The sequence below is a fragment of the Vasconcelosia minhoensis LEGE 07310 genome, assembly GCF_015207255.1.
GTDB lineage: Bacteria > Cyanobacteriota > Cyanobacteriia > Phormidesmidales > Phormidesmidaceae > Vasconcelosia > Vasconcelosia minhoensis.
The window spans coordinates 87,689-101,144 of record NZ_JADEXG010000002.1 but is presented as its reverse complement, the minus strand read 5'-3'; the positions used below and the strand labels follow the sequence as shown (position 1 = coordinate 101,144).

Sequence of the window (13,456 nt, the reverse complement as noted above, 5' to 3'; positions counted from 1 at the left end):
TTAGTCCCGCTGGCCCGGCAGCAGGATATTCAAAATTAGCGCGCAGAGGCCGCCGGTGGCGATGCCCGAGGCGAAAATGCTTTTCACGAGCTCGGGCATATTATCCAGCACGTCGGGCGCGAAGGTAACGCCCAGCCCCAGCCCGAGAGACGTGGCGAGGATAATTGACGATCGCTTATTAAAGTCAACCGTCGAGAGAATGCGGACGCCAGCTGCCGCGACGCTGCCGAACATAATAATCGTCGCACCGCCCAGCACCGGCTGTGGAATGGCCTGTAAAACGCCGCCAATCAGGGGAAATAGGCCGGAGATCAGAAAAATTCCGGCGATAAAAAAGCCAACGTAGCGGCTGCCAACGCCGGTCAGCTGAATCACCCCGTTGTTCTGGCTAAAGGTCGTGTTGGGAAAAGTGTTGAAACAGGCGGCAATCAGCGAATTGACGCCATCTCCCAAGACGCCGCCCTTAATCCGGCGGAAGTAGGTTTCGCCCTGAATCGGCTCGCCGGTAATGGCCGAGGTAGCCGTCAGGTCGCCAATCGATTCGATAGTCGTAATTAAAAAGAGAAAGGCAAAGGGGATAAAAGCAACTGGACTAAAGCCAAAGCCAAAGCTGAAGGGAATCGGAAATTCAAAGAACGACAGGTTGCTGAGGCTGCTCAGGTTCACGAGACCCATGAACAGCGCGACGACGTAGCCTACAATCAGGCCAATCGCAATCGAAGCCATGCGCAGAAACGGATTGCGAGCGCTGTTGAGGACGATGATAATCACCAGCACCAGTCCGGCCAGAAAGAGATTCTGAGGGCTGCCAAAGGTACCTGCCTCGCGGGCCGGAGCGCCGCCGCCAATCGCCGTGATGCCGACGTTGATTAAAGTTAGGCCAATCAGCGAGACGACAGTTCCGGTGACGAGTGGTGTAATCACCCGGCTGGCAAACTGAATCAATTGGCTAAAAATCATTTCGATCAAGGAGCCAAAAAAGCAGAGCCCAAACACCGTACCCAAGGCAGCCTCTGGCGACACACCCGCTGAGATCGCGGCACTCCCCGCCCCAATAATCGGTCCGATAAAGGCAAAACTGGTGCCCTGCACGCTGAGCAGCCCAGAGCCCACTGGCCCAATCCGCTTCGCCTGGATAAAGGTGGCGATGCCTGAGACAAACAGCGACATGCTGACCAAATAGGCCGTCGTCGCCGGCTGCAGGCCCAGGGCTCCACCCACAATCAGCGATGGGGTAACAATGCCAACAAACGACGCCAGCACATGCTGTAAAGCCGCAAAGATAGCCTCTCTCAACGGCGGTCTGGCGTCTAAGCCATAAATCAAATCGGAAGAAACGGCTGATGGGGAAGGCTTTTCCTCAGTTGCCGTGCTCGTTTGCCCGACTGCCTCTAACCGGAGTTCTTCATTTGTCATCGGCCTCATCCTCCCCCTCGGAGCGAAATTCAGGTCTATCTAGCTATGCAACCCGATGGTTGAGCCAAAAAAGTCTGAAGCTAGAGCTGTATGCCAAATTACCAAGAAAGGATTTTCGCTGATTGTTCGTCCTGAACAAATGAAGACCTGTTTATTTTTGGGAACTGTTCTCCCAGCTACTTTTTTTAAGCTTTCTATCCTGGTAGCTTAAAACCCGATTAAAGGATCATTAAAACGGTGTGAGGAAAACTTAATATGTCCATAACAGCGGTAGGGCAGCGGCTGAAGCCTCTGCCAAGCGCTTTAGCGTGGGTAATTTTAGCAGCTGGGCTAGCTTTAGCTGAGCGCGCGATCGCGGCTGAACCCATCTTCGAAAATTCAGCCAGCACTGCCTTTGGAACCGAGCTGTCTCCTCTGGACGCTGCCCTAGCAGCGGCTGGGAATGATTCAACAAAAGCTGATGCAGAAGCTGATTTTGCAGAAACGCTGACCAACACCGCACCGGCGGCGACCGAAACTGCGGTCCCAGTTCTAACAGTAGCCACCGATGCTCCCATTCAAGCGGTACCTGCCACCTCGTCTTTAGACGGTGCTCTGGCCCAGGTTACTAGCCTTTCCGAGCTGAGCGACGTGGCCCCCGGCGACTGGGTCTACACCGCCCTACAGCGGCTGGTTGAGGAATACGGCTGCCTAGAGGGATTTCCAGACCGCACCTATCGCGGCGATCGCGCCTTAGCCCGCTATGAGTTTGCCGCCGGGCTGAATGCCTGTCTAGACGTAGTCGTTCAGCTGATCGGTCCGGATGGCGACCTGGATACGATCCGCCGACTGCAAGAAGAATTTGCGGCTGAGCTGGCTGATATCCGGGGTCGGGTAGACATCGTTGAAGCCGACATAGCGGAGCTGGAGGCCAACCAGTTTTCGACCACCACCCGGCTCAGCGGCACCGTATTCGCCCATCTCGATGGTGCCTTTGCCGGTGGCGACGTCACTGCTGAGGGCCTCAATGTCTTCGCCGCAGGCGCCCGCGACCCGATTACGCTAGCGCCCGGCACCCGGGAAATTACCGACGATCCGGAAATTACCTTTAGCTACCTCACCTGGCTGAATCTCGATACCTCCTTCACCGGCTCCGACCGGCTCACCCTACAGCTGGCTGCGGGCAGCGGCAATGCCCCGGCCAATACGTTTGCTTCGGCGGGTCTGTTTAATACCTTTGGGGTGCCCTTTACCCTTCAGCAGGGCGGCAAGGCAGAAGACGCGGTCCTGCTGCGGGAAGCCTTTTACTCTTTTCCGGTCGGCGATCGGCTCTCCATTGTCATCGGGCCGAAAATTAACTGGTATCGGCATTTTGATAACAACCGCTTTACCTTTCTAGTGACCGGGGCCAATACCTTTAACTCCAGCGGCGGCACGCAGGTCAACACGCTGGATCGCGGCTCAGGGGTGATCGCCCAGTTGGACATTACTGACTGGCTCGACCTGCGAGTGGGCTATCTGTCTGAGGCCACCGAGTTTATTCGACGCACCAGCGCCGCTGCCGACCCCAGTCGCGGCATCTTTGGCGGCACAAATATGTTAACGGCCCAGATCGGCCTATATCCTACAGACGAACTAAACCTGAGATTTCTCTACACCCGCTCTGAGCTAGAAGCCAATCAGTCTGGGTTAGTCGGTGGGGCTCTCGGTGAGCCGCTCTATGGCCTGGCAGACGATGGCCTGGGCGGGCCGTTAGATGGCGCGACGGCTGATACTTTTTTGTTTAACTTTGACTGGCTGGTGATGGACTGGCTAGGGCTGTTTGGCCGCTACAGCTACGGCAGTACCGACCTTTCAGCGGCGACACCCGGGCGCGAAGCGGGCGATGTCAACGCGCAGGCCCTACAGCTCGGCGTGGCCTTGCCAGACCTGCTGAAGGAAGGGGCGCTGGCCACAATTTCCTACGTCCGGCCCTTTGCCCTGCTAGACGGCCGCCGATTCTTAGTTTCCGGCGGCGGCGATGGCGGCGTCCAGGAGGAACTGGAAATTTCCTACCGCTACCCGGTGACTCAAAACTTCGCCATCGTGCCCTCGTTCTACCTGATTCGCAATGTCAACAATTTCAGCGACAATCCTGACATTTTTGTATTCAATTTACAAACGCAGCTCTTCTTTTAGATGCTAACTTCTGTAGTGAGACGGGCTGGGCAGTCGCCAATGTTGAGCGGCAAGGGGTATCTATGGACAATCTGAAGGTTGTGATTGTAGGCGCGGGCATGGGTGGCCTGACGACCGCGATCGCGATGCGTCAGGCGGGCTACGAGGTCGAAATCTACGATCGCGTCAGCGAGCTGCGACCAGCGGGGGCGGGCATCTCGCTCTGGTCCAACGGCGTCAAGGTGCTCAACCGGCTGAAGCTGGGCAAAGAGATTGCCGAAATCGGCGGTCAGATGGACCGGATGACCTACGTTAGCAAGTCGGGTGAAACCCTGACCGACTTCAGCCTGCATCCGATTGTTGAGACGGTGGGGCAGCGACCCTACCCGGTCTCCCGGACGGACCTACAGCAAATGCTGTTGGACGCCTACGGAGCCGACCAGGTACAGCTCAACTCTAAATGCGTCGCGGTGGAGCAGGATGCCGACAGCGCCAACGCCATTTTTGAAGACGGGCGGCGGGCGACCGGCGATGTCGTGGTTGGGGCCGATGGCACCCATTCAATTATTCGCAGTCACGTGCTGGGCCAATCGGTTGAGCGGCGCTACGTGGGCTATGTCAACTGGAATGGGCTGGTGCCCGCTAGCCCTGACCTCGCGCCAAAAAATAGCTGGGTCATCTACGTTGGCGATCATCAGCGGGCTTCGATGATGCCGGTGGGGGGCGATCGCTTTTACTTTTTCTTTGACGTGCCGCTGCCCAAGGGGACTGAGAGTCAGGCCGAAACCTACCGGGAAGAGCTGGCAGGCTTTTTCAAGGGCTGGGCCGATCCCGTCCAAACCCTGATCCAGCGGCTCGACCCGGCTAAGACCAACCGGGTTGAAATTCACGACATCGAACCGCTGCCCGCCTTCGCTCGGGGACGGGTGGCCATTCTCGGGGACGCCAGCCACAGCACTGCTCCCGACTTGGGACAGGGCGGCTGCCAGGCGATGGAGGATGCCTGGGTGATGAGCAATGCCCTGCTGACGACTAACCTCGGCGTCGCAGATGCGCTCAAGCGCTACGAGGCAGCCCGCAAAGAACGCACCGCCGACGTGATTCGAAAAGCTCGCGAGCGCTCAAACATGACCCACGGCAAGGAGCCGCAGGAAACCCAGCAGTGGTATAAAGAATTAGAGCATGAAGACGGCACCACCATCATGGACGCCATTTCTAGAACCATTCTGAAAGGTCCGCTGCGGTAGGGCCATGGCCTACTCAATCAATGAAATTAACCAGATGAGTCAGGCGGAGTTCGTCTCGGCTTTTGGGGCAGTGTATGAAGAGACCCCCGCGATCGCGCGCCAGATCTGGTCAAAGCGCCCCTTTGCTGACGGCAGTGCGCTGCAACAGCAGATGGCCACCCACGTTAACCGCCTTCCCCTAAAACAGCAGCTCGCCCTCATTCGAGCCCATCCCGACCTGGGCAGCCAGGCCAAAATGGCGCCGGCATCAGTCCAGGAGCAGTCAGGACTCGGCCTAAATCGCCTCAGCGTACGCGAGTACGAGCGTTTCCAAGCCCTTAACCGAGCCTATAAAGACAAGTTTGGCTTCCCCTTCATCGCCTCGGTCAAGAACCACACCAAAGACAGCATCCTACATGCCTTCGAGCAGCGCCTCAGCCATTCCCCAGAAGAAGAAACCCTCAAGGCCCTAGCCGAAATCAACCAAATCGCCGCCTTTCGCCTAGCCGCTCTGGTCAAATCCCCAACCCCCTAAGACTCTGCCCTACCCCCTACCCTCTACTCACTACTGACTACCCTCCGCCCACACTCACTCCCCCACCCCATCACTCCATCACTCCATCACCCCTTCACCCCTCACCCCAATCTATGCTATACCTAGTAACTCACCCGGACGTATAGCTCAGTTGGTTAGAGCACTACGTTGACATCGTAGGGGTCACTGGTTCGAGTCCAGTTACGTCCATCTATATCATTAACCTCGATGAGCGAATTGCCTACGGGTCGCTGATTACCCAGTGCAATACTGCCAGACTTCAATAGCCTGATTGCAGTTCTAGATGGCTCTCATTCATGCGAACAATATAGACATGTGTAAAGATGCTAATCAGAAACCTGGTCTGGGCATAATTTACTACGGAAAGCTACTTAGGGATTGAGGTAGGCTTTCGATTGCTGAAATCGAGTGGATGGATGGTGGATGTAAGTCAGCTAGATTCAACTCGCCCCGAAAGGCAGCCCACGCATCTAACGGACTATCATGCCAAATATTTCGCTTACGAATTAACGAAACGCTGCTCGTCTGACAGGCTAGAGAAATTGGCTGGGACGTTTGCAGGGGCGCAGGTAGATATCAATCCCTACCAGGTTGACGCAGCACTTTTCGCCTTTAGTTCGACTTTGTCCAAGGGAGCCCTGCTGGCTGATGAAGTCGGGTTGGGTAAAACTATCGAAGCAGGGTTAGCAATTGCCCAAAAATGGGCTGAACGCGCCCGGCGGATTTTAGTGATTACGCCTTCGAATCTGCGTAAGCAGTGGCATCAGGAGCTGACTGAAAAGTTTTTCCTGCCCTGCACAATTTTAGAAACGAAGCTATATAAGGCAAAGGTAAAAGCAGGTAATACGCGTCCGTTTGATAGTGGAGAGTCAATTGTTATCTGCTCGTACCAATTTGCTCGCAATAAGGAGGTTGATGTAAGGAGTACACCTTGGGATCTGGTCGTGATTGATGAAGCCCACCGGCTACGAAATGTGTACAAGCCTACAAATGTCATTGCCAACACCATTAGGGACTCGCTTGAGGGACAGAAGCACGTAAAGGATCTGGAAAAGCAGCGAAATCAAAAGCGAAAATCGCTATTTGAAGCTCAGGATCAGGTCGATGAGCGCAGGGATGAGCTGATTGCCCAAATTGAAGGAAAACTGGAGCAGAAAAGCGAGCTTCAGTTTTTGTTTACAATCCAATGGAAATTAGTTTAAGGCTCTGAGGTACCTATGGCTGCTACTAATTTCAATACCAAGAATGACACTTACCGAAAGCTCATGGGTAATGGGTTAACTTACCGTATTCCGCCCTTCCAGCGGGACTATAGTTGGACAGAGGCGGAGTGGGAAGATCTCTGGCTAGATATTTTAGGCACGCTAGAGCCTGATGGAGAACCCGCCCACTATATGGGCTATCTGGTGCTGCAATCGCAAGACGATAAGACTTTTGATGTTATTGATGGGCAACAGCGGTTGACGACGCTCAGTCTGATCGTGCTGGCTACGTTGAAACACCTTCAGCGACTGATTGAAGCTGCCATAGAGCCAGAGCGAACAAAACAGCGCCTTGAGCAACTTAGACAGACCTATGTAGGGTATCTCGATCCGGTGACTCTGGTCCCTCGCGCCAAGCTTACCCTAAATCGCAATAACGATAATTATTATCAAACCTACCTGATCCCTCTGGTTGATCGGCTACCGCAGCGCGGATTTCGGGCATCGGAGCATAGTCTTCGCAAAGCTTTTTCCTGGTTTGATAAACGTTTAGGAGAGTATCTTCGTAAATCAGGTGAAACCGATCAGGGACGAGTGCTCGCTCAGTTTGTTGATCAGATGAGCGACAAGTTGTTTTTCACGGTGATTACTGTAACGGATGAATTAAATGCCTATCGGGTATTTGAAACCTTGAACGCTAGAGGGGTGCGACTTTCCTCGACCGACCTGCTAAAAAACTACCTGTTTTCGGTGCTGCACCGCCGTCAGCAGCATGAGCACGAGCTAAAGACTTTGGAAGATCGCTGGGAGTCAATGGTGGGGCGTTTGGGCAGCGAAAGCTTTCCAGATTTTCTACGGGTTCATTGGAATAGCCGTCATAGTTTTGTGCGGCAGGCAGAACTGTTCAAAACGATTCGCAGTCGGGTAACCACGCGGGAGCAGGTTTTTAACCTACTGCGGGAGATGGATGAGGATATTGATACCTATCTCGGGTTATCTGAGCCAGAGCTTTCCGCGTGGTCGCGCGAGGCTAAAGACGCGGCGGGGTATTTGCGGATGTTTAGCGTGCGGCAACCTTTCCCGTTGCTGCTAGCCGCGCGTAGGCAGTTTTCTGAGGCTGATTTTGAGACATTACTACGGGCTGGCGTCGTGTTTTCATTTCGGTATAACGTGATTGGTAGCCAACCGCCGAGCGAGCAAGAACGGGTCTACAATCAGGTAGCTCAAAGGCTATCTAAAGGCGAGTTCGCTAATCTGGCAGCCGTTCTGGGAGCGTTGACTAGCATTTATCTGGCGGATGAGCCATTCCGGGCGGCCTTTGCCGATAAGACTATCCGCACGACTCAGTCCAGAAATCGTCGCCTGGTACGCTACCTGCTCTGCCAGATTGAGCGCCATGTGAATGGACCAACTTACGATTTCGACAGCGATAGGTTTAACCTGGAGCATGTTTTGCCGCAAAACCCTGAGGTGGGCTGGGAGGCTTTTAGCGATGATGAAGCCGAGGCGATGGTTTATCGATTGGGAAATATGACTCTGTGTGAAACGAAGCTAAATCGGGATTTGAGCAATGCTGATTACAGCAGAAAACGTGAAGGCTACCAGCGTAGTAATTTTTTGCTGACTCAAAAAATTGCGGTCGAAAACGCAGACTGGACTCCCGAAAGGGTTGCCGCTCGCCAGAGTTGGATGGCAAAACAGGCTACGGCCATCTGGCGAATTCCTCAGCTTTCTGGATAACCTTTGAGGTTAGAAATTATCTGCCTACGACTTACAGTGTGAATCGCCACTTATTTTTGCATAGATTGGGGACTAGTAAGTACGAGGTAGACTAACAGGAGTTAGCAGGAGATGCGCTGGGATGGCTGGGCCAGTGGCAGGGATACAACCAGAGGTGCTCAAGTGGGCCAGGGCAACGGCGGGCTATTCCGTAGACGAGGCTGCTAAAAAGCTCAAGTGCGACCCTACTGAGTTAATAAATTGGGAAACGGGCAAAGCCGCCCCTACCTATGCTCAACTGGAAAAACTTGCCTATCTGCTGTACAGACGTCCGCTAGCACTTTTCTTTTTGCCTGAGCCTCCTCAGGAGCCCGACTTTAAGCAAGAGTTTTTATCTCTGTCAGAAGTAGAGCCGGAGCAACTTTCGCCCGATGCGCTGTATTTGCTCCGGCTGGCCTATGCGCTTCGGCTAACTTTGGCAGAATTGAACGATGGGATAAGCTCAGCTGAGCGCAGGCTATTCGAAGCTCTCAAAATTGCTGACCTTGGCTCAAAGCCCACCTAAGTTCCAAAGATGGGAAAGACCGCAGCTGACGTTTTGTGACAGGAATTGATCGACACATAAACTCAACGATGACCCGTAAGCAGAAACTCGAACTGACCTGGATTGGCAAAGACCATCGGCCTAAGCTAGGGCCGCGAATTTTGCTGGAAGACCCGAAGAAGTCTTACCATGCGGCCCATCGAGTATCAGAGAATGACAGCTTTGACAATCGGCTGATTTTTGGCGACAATCTGCTGGCGCTGAAGGCGCTGGAGGCGGAGTTTGCAGGCAAGATAAAATGTGTTTTATTGACTCGCCCTACAACACGGGAAGCGCATTTGAGCACTATGACGATGGCTTGGAGCATTCGATCTGGCTATCGATGATGAGAGACCGCCTGGAGATTATCCGCTACTCCACCGAGCGCGACTTCATCTACGTCACTACCCAAAATCTCAGCCACGACCAGCTCGCCCAGCTCGCCGACGAAGTTGGCAGCGATCTCACCCTGCTCATCCTCTGCATGGCCTTTCGCAGCAAAGCCGACTTTCCCAACCTAACCATCAAAAAAATTCCCAAACATGTTCTCTACCGCTGCGAATGGGGGCACGATGACTACAGCCTGAAAGTTGAAAACCTCCCCCAAGCCCCGCCCGAACCCGGCCAATTGCAGTTTGACCTGTAAAACCGCTATTGCCCAATCGACACCCCCAAAGGAGCCACCATGCAATCTGCCTTACACATCACAACCAAAGTGCTACCCGGAAATCGTATCGAAGTTCAGCTGCCATCCGGTTCGGAAGGGCAAAAGGTGGATATCTTTGTTGTCTTGCCAATGCCGGGCGTTTCCCCAGACCCGCAAGTCCGCGCTGCTCAGCTCGCCCAAATGGCCGCAGACCCCGATATTCAAGCAGAACTAGCTGATATTAATACTGAGTTTGCGATCGCTCAAATGGATGGACTTGATATTGAATGAGTATTCAGCGTGGGCAGATTTATTTTGTCAATCTCAATCCAGTTAGAGGACGAGAGCAGGCAGGATATAGACCTAGATAGCGGCTTTAAGCCTTTGCCAAACAGGTTCAATTGTAATCTACTCCTGCTTACGGGAATCATGACCAACATTATCCTTAACTTGCCCGATACGGCTTTTTCAGCCCTGCGCAAAACCCCAGATGAATTTGCTCAAGAAATGCGGGTCGCTGCCGCTGTCAAATGGTATGAGCTGGAGCAAATATCGCAGGGCAAAGCTGCTGAAATTGCCGGATTGACCCGTGCTGAATTTATTCAGGCCCTCTCCCGCTATCAGGTTTCTCCCTTTCAGTATACCGAGGCAGATCTTGATAGAGAGCTGAATTATGCAGACTAAAGATTTGGTAGTGAATGCGTCACCGCTGATTGCGCTCTTTAAAAGTCAGCTAGCTGACCTGTTACCACAGATGTTTGACCAAATCCGGGTTCCTCCAGCAGTTTTTCGGGAAGTAACTGCCTACAAAAATGATATTGCAGCTCAAGCTCTGCCTCATACTTCGTGGATATCTCAAACTGAAGCTGTTAATATTAGCTCCCTAGTGTTGGCTTGGGATCTAGGAGCCGGAGAATCAGAAGTTCTCAGCTATGCCATAGAGCACCCTACCTTTACGGCCATGATTGATGACGCCGCTGCAAGACGTTGCCCTGTTAGCTGTAATATCCCCACTCTTGGCACAGCTGGATTGACCGTGCTGGCTAAACGGAGAGGTTTAATTTCATCTGTTATGGAGCCTGTTCAGGCTCTACGGAATGCTGGACTGTGGCTATCAGACGATCTAATACGCCTCCTAAAGCAGAAAGCAGGAGAATAAGTCCTATGAATCGTCATGTTAATGCCATCGCAGGTCGCCTCAGCTTACGTCCTCCCCAGCGGGACTCTTTAGAAATTCTGGATCGCATCTGTGAAACAGACATTCCGCAGGTTGACAGGGAATAAAAGATGAGTGGTATGGCCTAAGCTAAAGCATTGCGCTTTCAGGGATGGAGTCAGCTATTGCGAATTGAGAATTTGGACCATTTGGGCTTAGTAGCTGGGCTGATAGATGAGCTAGGGCTAGTCGAACTCACCGATGAGCTGATAGAGCCGCATTGCCTGCAGCATGTGAGTGCAGGGCAAGTCGTCACAGCAAGGCTCTTAAACGCATTGGGCTTCATCAGCGCCCCCCTGCATTTGTTTAGCGAGTTTTTCGAGAGCAAAGCGCTGACGCTGAGCGGTTCGCTGGTCTCGTCTTCGACGGTCATTTTTCTTTAACGTGCCGATTATTCAGCTTTCAGGCGCGATCGCACCGATCGAGAGAATGCCGCCCTTCTTCCGCTTGCTGTCCTTCTTCGACCCGCTGCGGCACGATGTCAACATCGCCCGCAGCCTCATCCTCAAAGGCGTCGGCATAGAGGTGCTATTGCCAGAAGCTGTTGTACTGGCTGCTTTTAACCGGGCTGCTGCTGGGGATCAGCATCAATCGCTTCCGCGCCCAGCTGGAGTGAACCGACGGTTCTACCGGGAGGCCGTTTCCTGGTCGTCGTACATCGCCTGGAGGATGATACCGGGATCGACCCAGTCATTTTGATACTTGAGCCCCCAGTGCAGATGTGGGCCGGTGGTCCGACCGGTCATCCCGACTCGACCAATCCGCGCCCCAGCAGGCATGTCTTGCCCTTCCACAATGTGCAGTCCACCCTCCCGGTCCACAAAGGACCGACGTCTGCCCTCCTGAGTGACGTAGCCCTGCATATGGCAGTAAATATGCGTCCAGTCACCCGACTCAATCACTATCGACGTACCGCAGGCGCTGTCGTCAGAGACCTCAACCACGCGGCCCTCCCACCAGTTGCGAATATAGCTGCCCTGCGGCGCAGCAATATCCAAACCGTAGTGGAACTGCTCGCCGCCATAGGGCGACTGCCGGTAGCCAAAGGCCGAAGTATAGGCTTGAAAATTTTCGACGGGGAAAGAAGCTGAGCTCCAATAGGCCGTACCGGGACGGGCCGCAACCTGGGTTTCGGTCGTGGCTTTGGCGGCTTCCAGACGCAAGGCTTGAGGCGCTATCTGGTTCAGTCCCAAAGAGCCCAGGGAAAGCAGTCCGCCCGCCAGCATGACGCTGAAGAAGGTTCGCAGACCTGGCAGCGAAGGGGTTGGAGTCGGTTCTGAAGAGGTCTGATAGACCGAATATCGCTGCCAGTCGGAGGGGCGCTTCATACCTGAGGCTGAGTAAACATTGATGGCTAATGTACCCCAGATTGAGGTAAAAAGCACCGTGGAATCGCTGAAGATTTAATAAGTATTCTTAATTCGATCGCGCGGGCTTGAAAAAATTCTAAGCTCCGGGTTGACTAATTTTTAGCATTTGGCGACCGCCTTTTTGGAACTCATAGCTCACCGGCTGTATTTGCGCGTCAAAGCCTTGGAACGTGAATTCTTGAATAATGGGCTCAAGGTACGGCGATCGCTCACTGTTTAGCATTACCAGTGGAAAAATGCGGAGCTCCTGGGAGACTCGGAGGAGTTCTTGGATGGAGGCGAGGTGGAAATTCAGCGATCGCAGTTCCGAATACAGAAAAAGCAGATGAGAACAGAGACACAGCTCAAACTGTCCGTCGGCGAACGCTAGGCTGGGCAAAGCCTGACATTGATAGCGCCCTGCGGCTTTGCCCACTGCATAATCTGATAGAAACTTTTCCATCGTGGCCAGGCGTACCTGACCCAGCTCATCGGCGTCACGAAAGTCTTTCCAAACGTAGCGGTCTGCATTCTGCTTGACCTGAGAGATGACGGGCTCATAGGTGGCTTGGACCCGCTGCCTGATTTGCTCAGCCGAAAACTGGTAAATCGGGTCGATGGACGTCACCGCATAGCCCTGCTCAGTCATTTCAGCATTGAAGCTAGCCGGACCGTCACCGCAGCCAAGGATTTTGGTGTTTAGGTCTGCTTCAGACAGGGCAAACATCTTGCTGTATTCGGCCAGCGATCTGCCCCAGGGCACTAGTTCATCAAGTTTCATAATCGTTTACGGATCCTAAACCGCGTTCTCAGCCTGCATGGTGGGTTCGCAGCGGACTGGAAAGTTCACTGAATTGGCAATGAAGCAAAGGTGATGAGCCTGCTCGTGGAGCCGTTCTGCCTTTATCTGCTCACTGCCAGATGACACGGTTACTGCTGGCCTGAGTATGACTTCGCTGAATCGTCCGCTGCCGCTGTCAACTTCGACCATTGTGCCAACGGCCTGATCCTGGTAATCGACAACGATGACGGATGCCTCTGCGCAAAGGTGCAGATACCAGAGCATGTGGCAGCTCGACAGAGACGCAACCAGCAGCTCCTCGGGATTGTGCTTGGTTTTGTCGCCCCGAAAGGCGGGGTCTGCCGACCCGGTAATGACGGGCTTGCCTTCAATGCGAATTTCGTGCGATCGCGCATAGTCCCGGTAGCTAGCCGTCCCCTGTCCCGTATTGCCCGTCCACACAACCTGAACTGAATAGCGATGCGCCTTTTGACCTACCATCGAAATCACCGGATGTATCTCATTTTTACAGATACCCTATTTGCCCTCATCCCTCAACTCCTTCTCCCAAAAAGGGAGAAGGGGGGCCGGATTCAAAGTTCCTCTCCCGTTCTGGGAGAGAAATT

At 53.6% G+C, this 13,456-nt stretch carries 13 protein-coding genes, 1 tRNA gene and 3 pseudogenes; 13 read left to right on the top strand and 4 right to left on the bottom strand.

Translation table 11 applies throughout. The features are described from left to right. A complete protein-coding gene (locus tag IQ241_RS01520; protein WP_193904646.1) occupies positions 1-1,416 on the bottom strand; it encodes a uracil-xanthine permease family protein in 1,416 nt (471 codons plus the stop codon). Positions 1,417-1,671: 255 nt separating this feature from the next. Between IQ241_RS01520 and IQ241_RS01515 the strand changes: the two genes are divergently transcribed. The 13 genes and pseudogenes from IQ241_RS01515 to IQ241_RS01455 all read left to right on the top strand — a co-directional run. Then, entirely contained in the window at positions 1,672-3,573 is a 1,902-nt protein-coding gene (locus IQ241_RS01515) for an iron uptake porin (protein ID WP_193904645.1), read from the top strand. A 62-nt stretch (positions 3,574-3,635) separates the two neighbouring features. Then, complete coding sequence (gene hpxO, locus IQ241_RS01510; protein WP_193904644.1) at positions 3,636-4,799, top strand: FAD-dependent urate hydroxylase HpxO; 1,164 nt, start codon at positions 3,636-3,638, stop codon at positions 4,797-4,799. A 4-nt stretch (positions 4,800-4,803) separates the two neighbouring features. Further along, positions 4,804-5,313 carry a 2-oxo-4-hydroxy-4-carboxy-5-ureidoimidazoline decarboxylase gene (gene uraD, locus IQ241_RS01505; protein WP_193904643.1) on the top strand — a complete coding sequence of 170 codons (510 nt, stop codon included), beginning with the start codon at positions 4,804-4,806 and terminating at the stop codon, positions 5,311-5,313. 136 nt (positions 5,314-5,449) lie between these two features. Beyond that, positions 5,450-5,523, top strand: a tRNA-Val gene (locus tag IQ241_RS01500). A 206-nt stretch (positions 5,524-5,729) separates the two neighbouring features. Continuing rightward, positions 5,730-6,536 carry an SNF2-related protein gene (locus IQ241_RS01495; protein WP_228021268.1) on the top strand — a complete coding sequence of 269 codons (807 nt, stop codon included), beginning with the start codon at positions 5,730-5,732 and terminating at the stop codon, positions 6,534-6,536. 15 nt (positions 6,537-6,551) lie between these two features. Next, positions 6,552-8,276 carry a DUF262 domain-containing protein gene (locus IQ241_RS01490; protein WP_193904641.1) on the top strand — a complete coding sequence of 575 codons (1,725 nt, stop codon included), beginning with the start codon at positions 6,552-6,554 and terminating at the stop codon, positions 8,274-8,276. Between the two features lie 121 nt (positions 8,277-8,397). Next, positions 8,398-8,820: a helix-turn-helix domain-containing protein gene (locus IQ241_RS01485; RefSeq protein ID WP_193904640.1), complete on the top strand. Its 423-nt coding sequence runs from the start codon at positions 8,398-8,400 to the stop codon at positions 8,818-8,820. Positions 8,821-8,888: 68 nt separating this feature from the next. Next, positions 8,889-9,215, top strand: a pseudogene (locus IQ241_RS01480) (site-specific DNA-methyltransferase); the annotation flags it as partial. Between the two features lie 308 nt (positions 9,216-9,523). Further along, positions 9,524-9,775 (top strand): hypothetical protein, encoded by a 252-nt coding sequence (locus tag IQ241_RS01470; protein WP_193904700.1) that lies wholly within the window; start codon positions 9,524-9,526, stop codon positions 9,773-9,775. Next, a pseudogene (locus tag IQ241_RS26270) lies at positions 9,772-9,849 on the top strand (type II toxin-antitoxin system PemK/MazF family toxin); the annotation flags it as partial. The gene IQ241_RS01470 and the pseudogene IQ241_RS26270, both read left to right, overlap by 4 nt. A 64-nt stretch (positions 9,850-9,913) precedes the next feature. Then, positions 9,914-10,168, top strand: a complete 255-nt coding sequence (locus IQ241_RS01465) for a UPF0175 family protein (RefSeq protein WP_193904639.1) — start codon at positions 9,914-9,916, stop codon at positions 10,166-10,168. Then, positions 10,158-10,643 (top strand): DUF3368 domain-containing protein, encoded by a 486-nt coding sequence (locus tag IQ241_RS01460; RefSeq protein ID WP_193904638.1) that lies wholly within the window; start codon positions 10,158-10,160, stop codon positions 10,641-10,643. The genes IQ241_RS01465 and IQ241_RS01460 overlap by 11 nt, the downstream gene beginning before the upstream one ends. Positions 10,644-10,825: 182 nt before the next feature. Further along, a pseudogene (locus IQ241_RS01455) lies at positions 10,826-11,038 on the top strand (DUF4277 domain-containing protein); the annotation flags it as partial. 288 nt (positions 11,039-11,326) lie between these two features. Here IQ241_RS01455 and IQ241_RS01450 read toward each other — a convergent pair. The 3 genes from IQ241_RS01450 to IQ241_RS01440 form a co-directional block, all read right to left on the bottom strand. After that, positions 11,327-11,926, bottom strand: coding sequence for a M23 family metallopeptidase (locus IQ241_RS01450; RefSeq protein WP_193904698.1), 600 nt, complete (start codon positions 11,924-11,926; stop codon positions 11,327-11,329). A gap of 220 nt (positions 11,927-12,146) precedes the next feature. Further along, positions 12,147-12,830: an SAM-dependent methyltransferase gene (locus tag IQ241_RS01445; protein ID WP_193904637.1), complete on the bottom strand. Its 684-nt coding sequence runs from the start codon at positions 12,828-12,830 to the stop codon at positions 12,147-12,149. Between the two features lie 15 nt (positions 12,831-12,845). Further along, positions 12,846-13,331 carry an OsmC family protein gene (locus IQ241_RS01440; protein ID WP_193904636.1) on the bottom strand — a complete coding sequence of 162 codons (486 nt, stop codon included), beginning with the start codon at positions 13,329-13,331 and terminating at the stop codon, positions 12,846-12,848. Between the last annotated feature and the right edge of the window lie 125 nt (positions 13,332-13,456).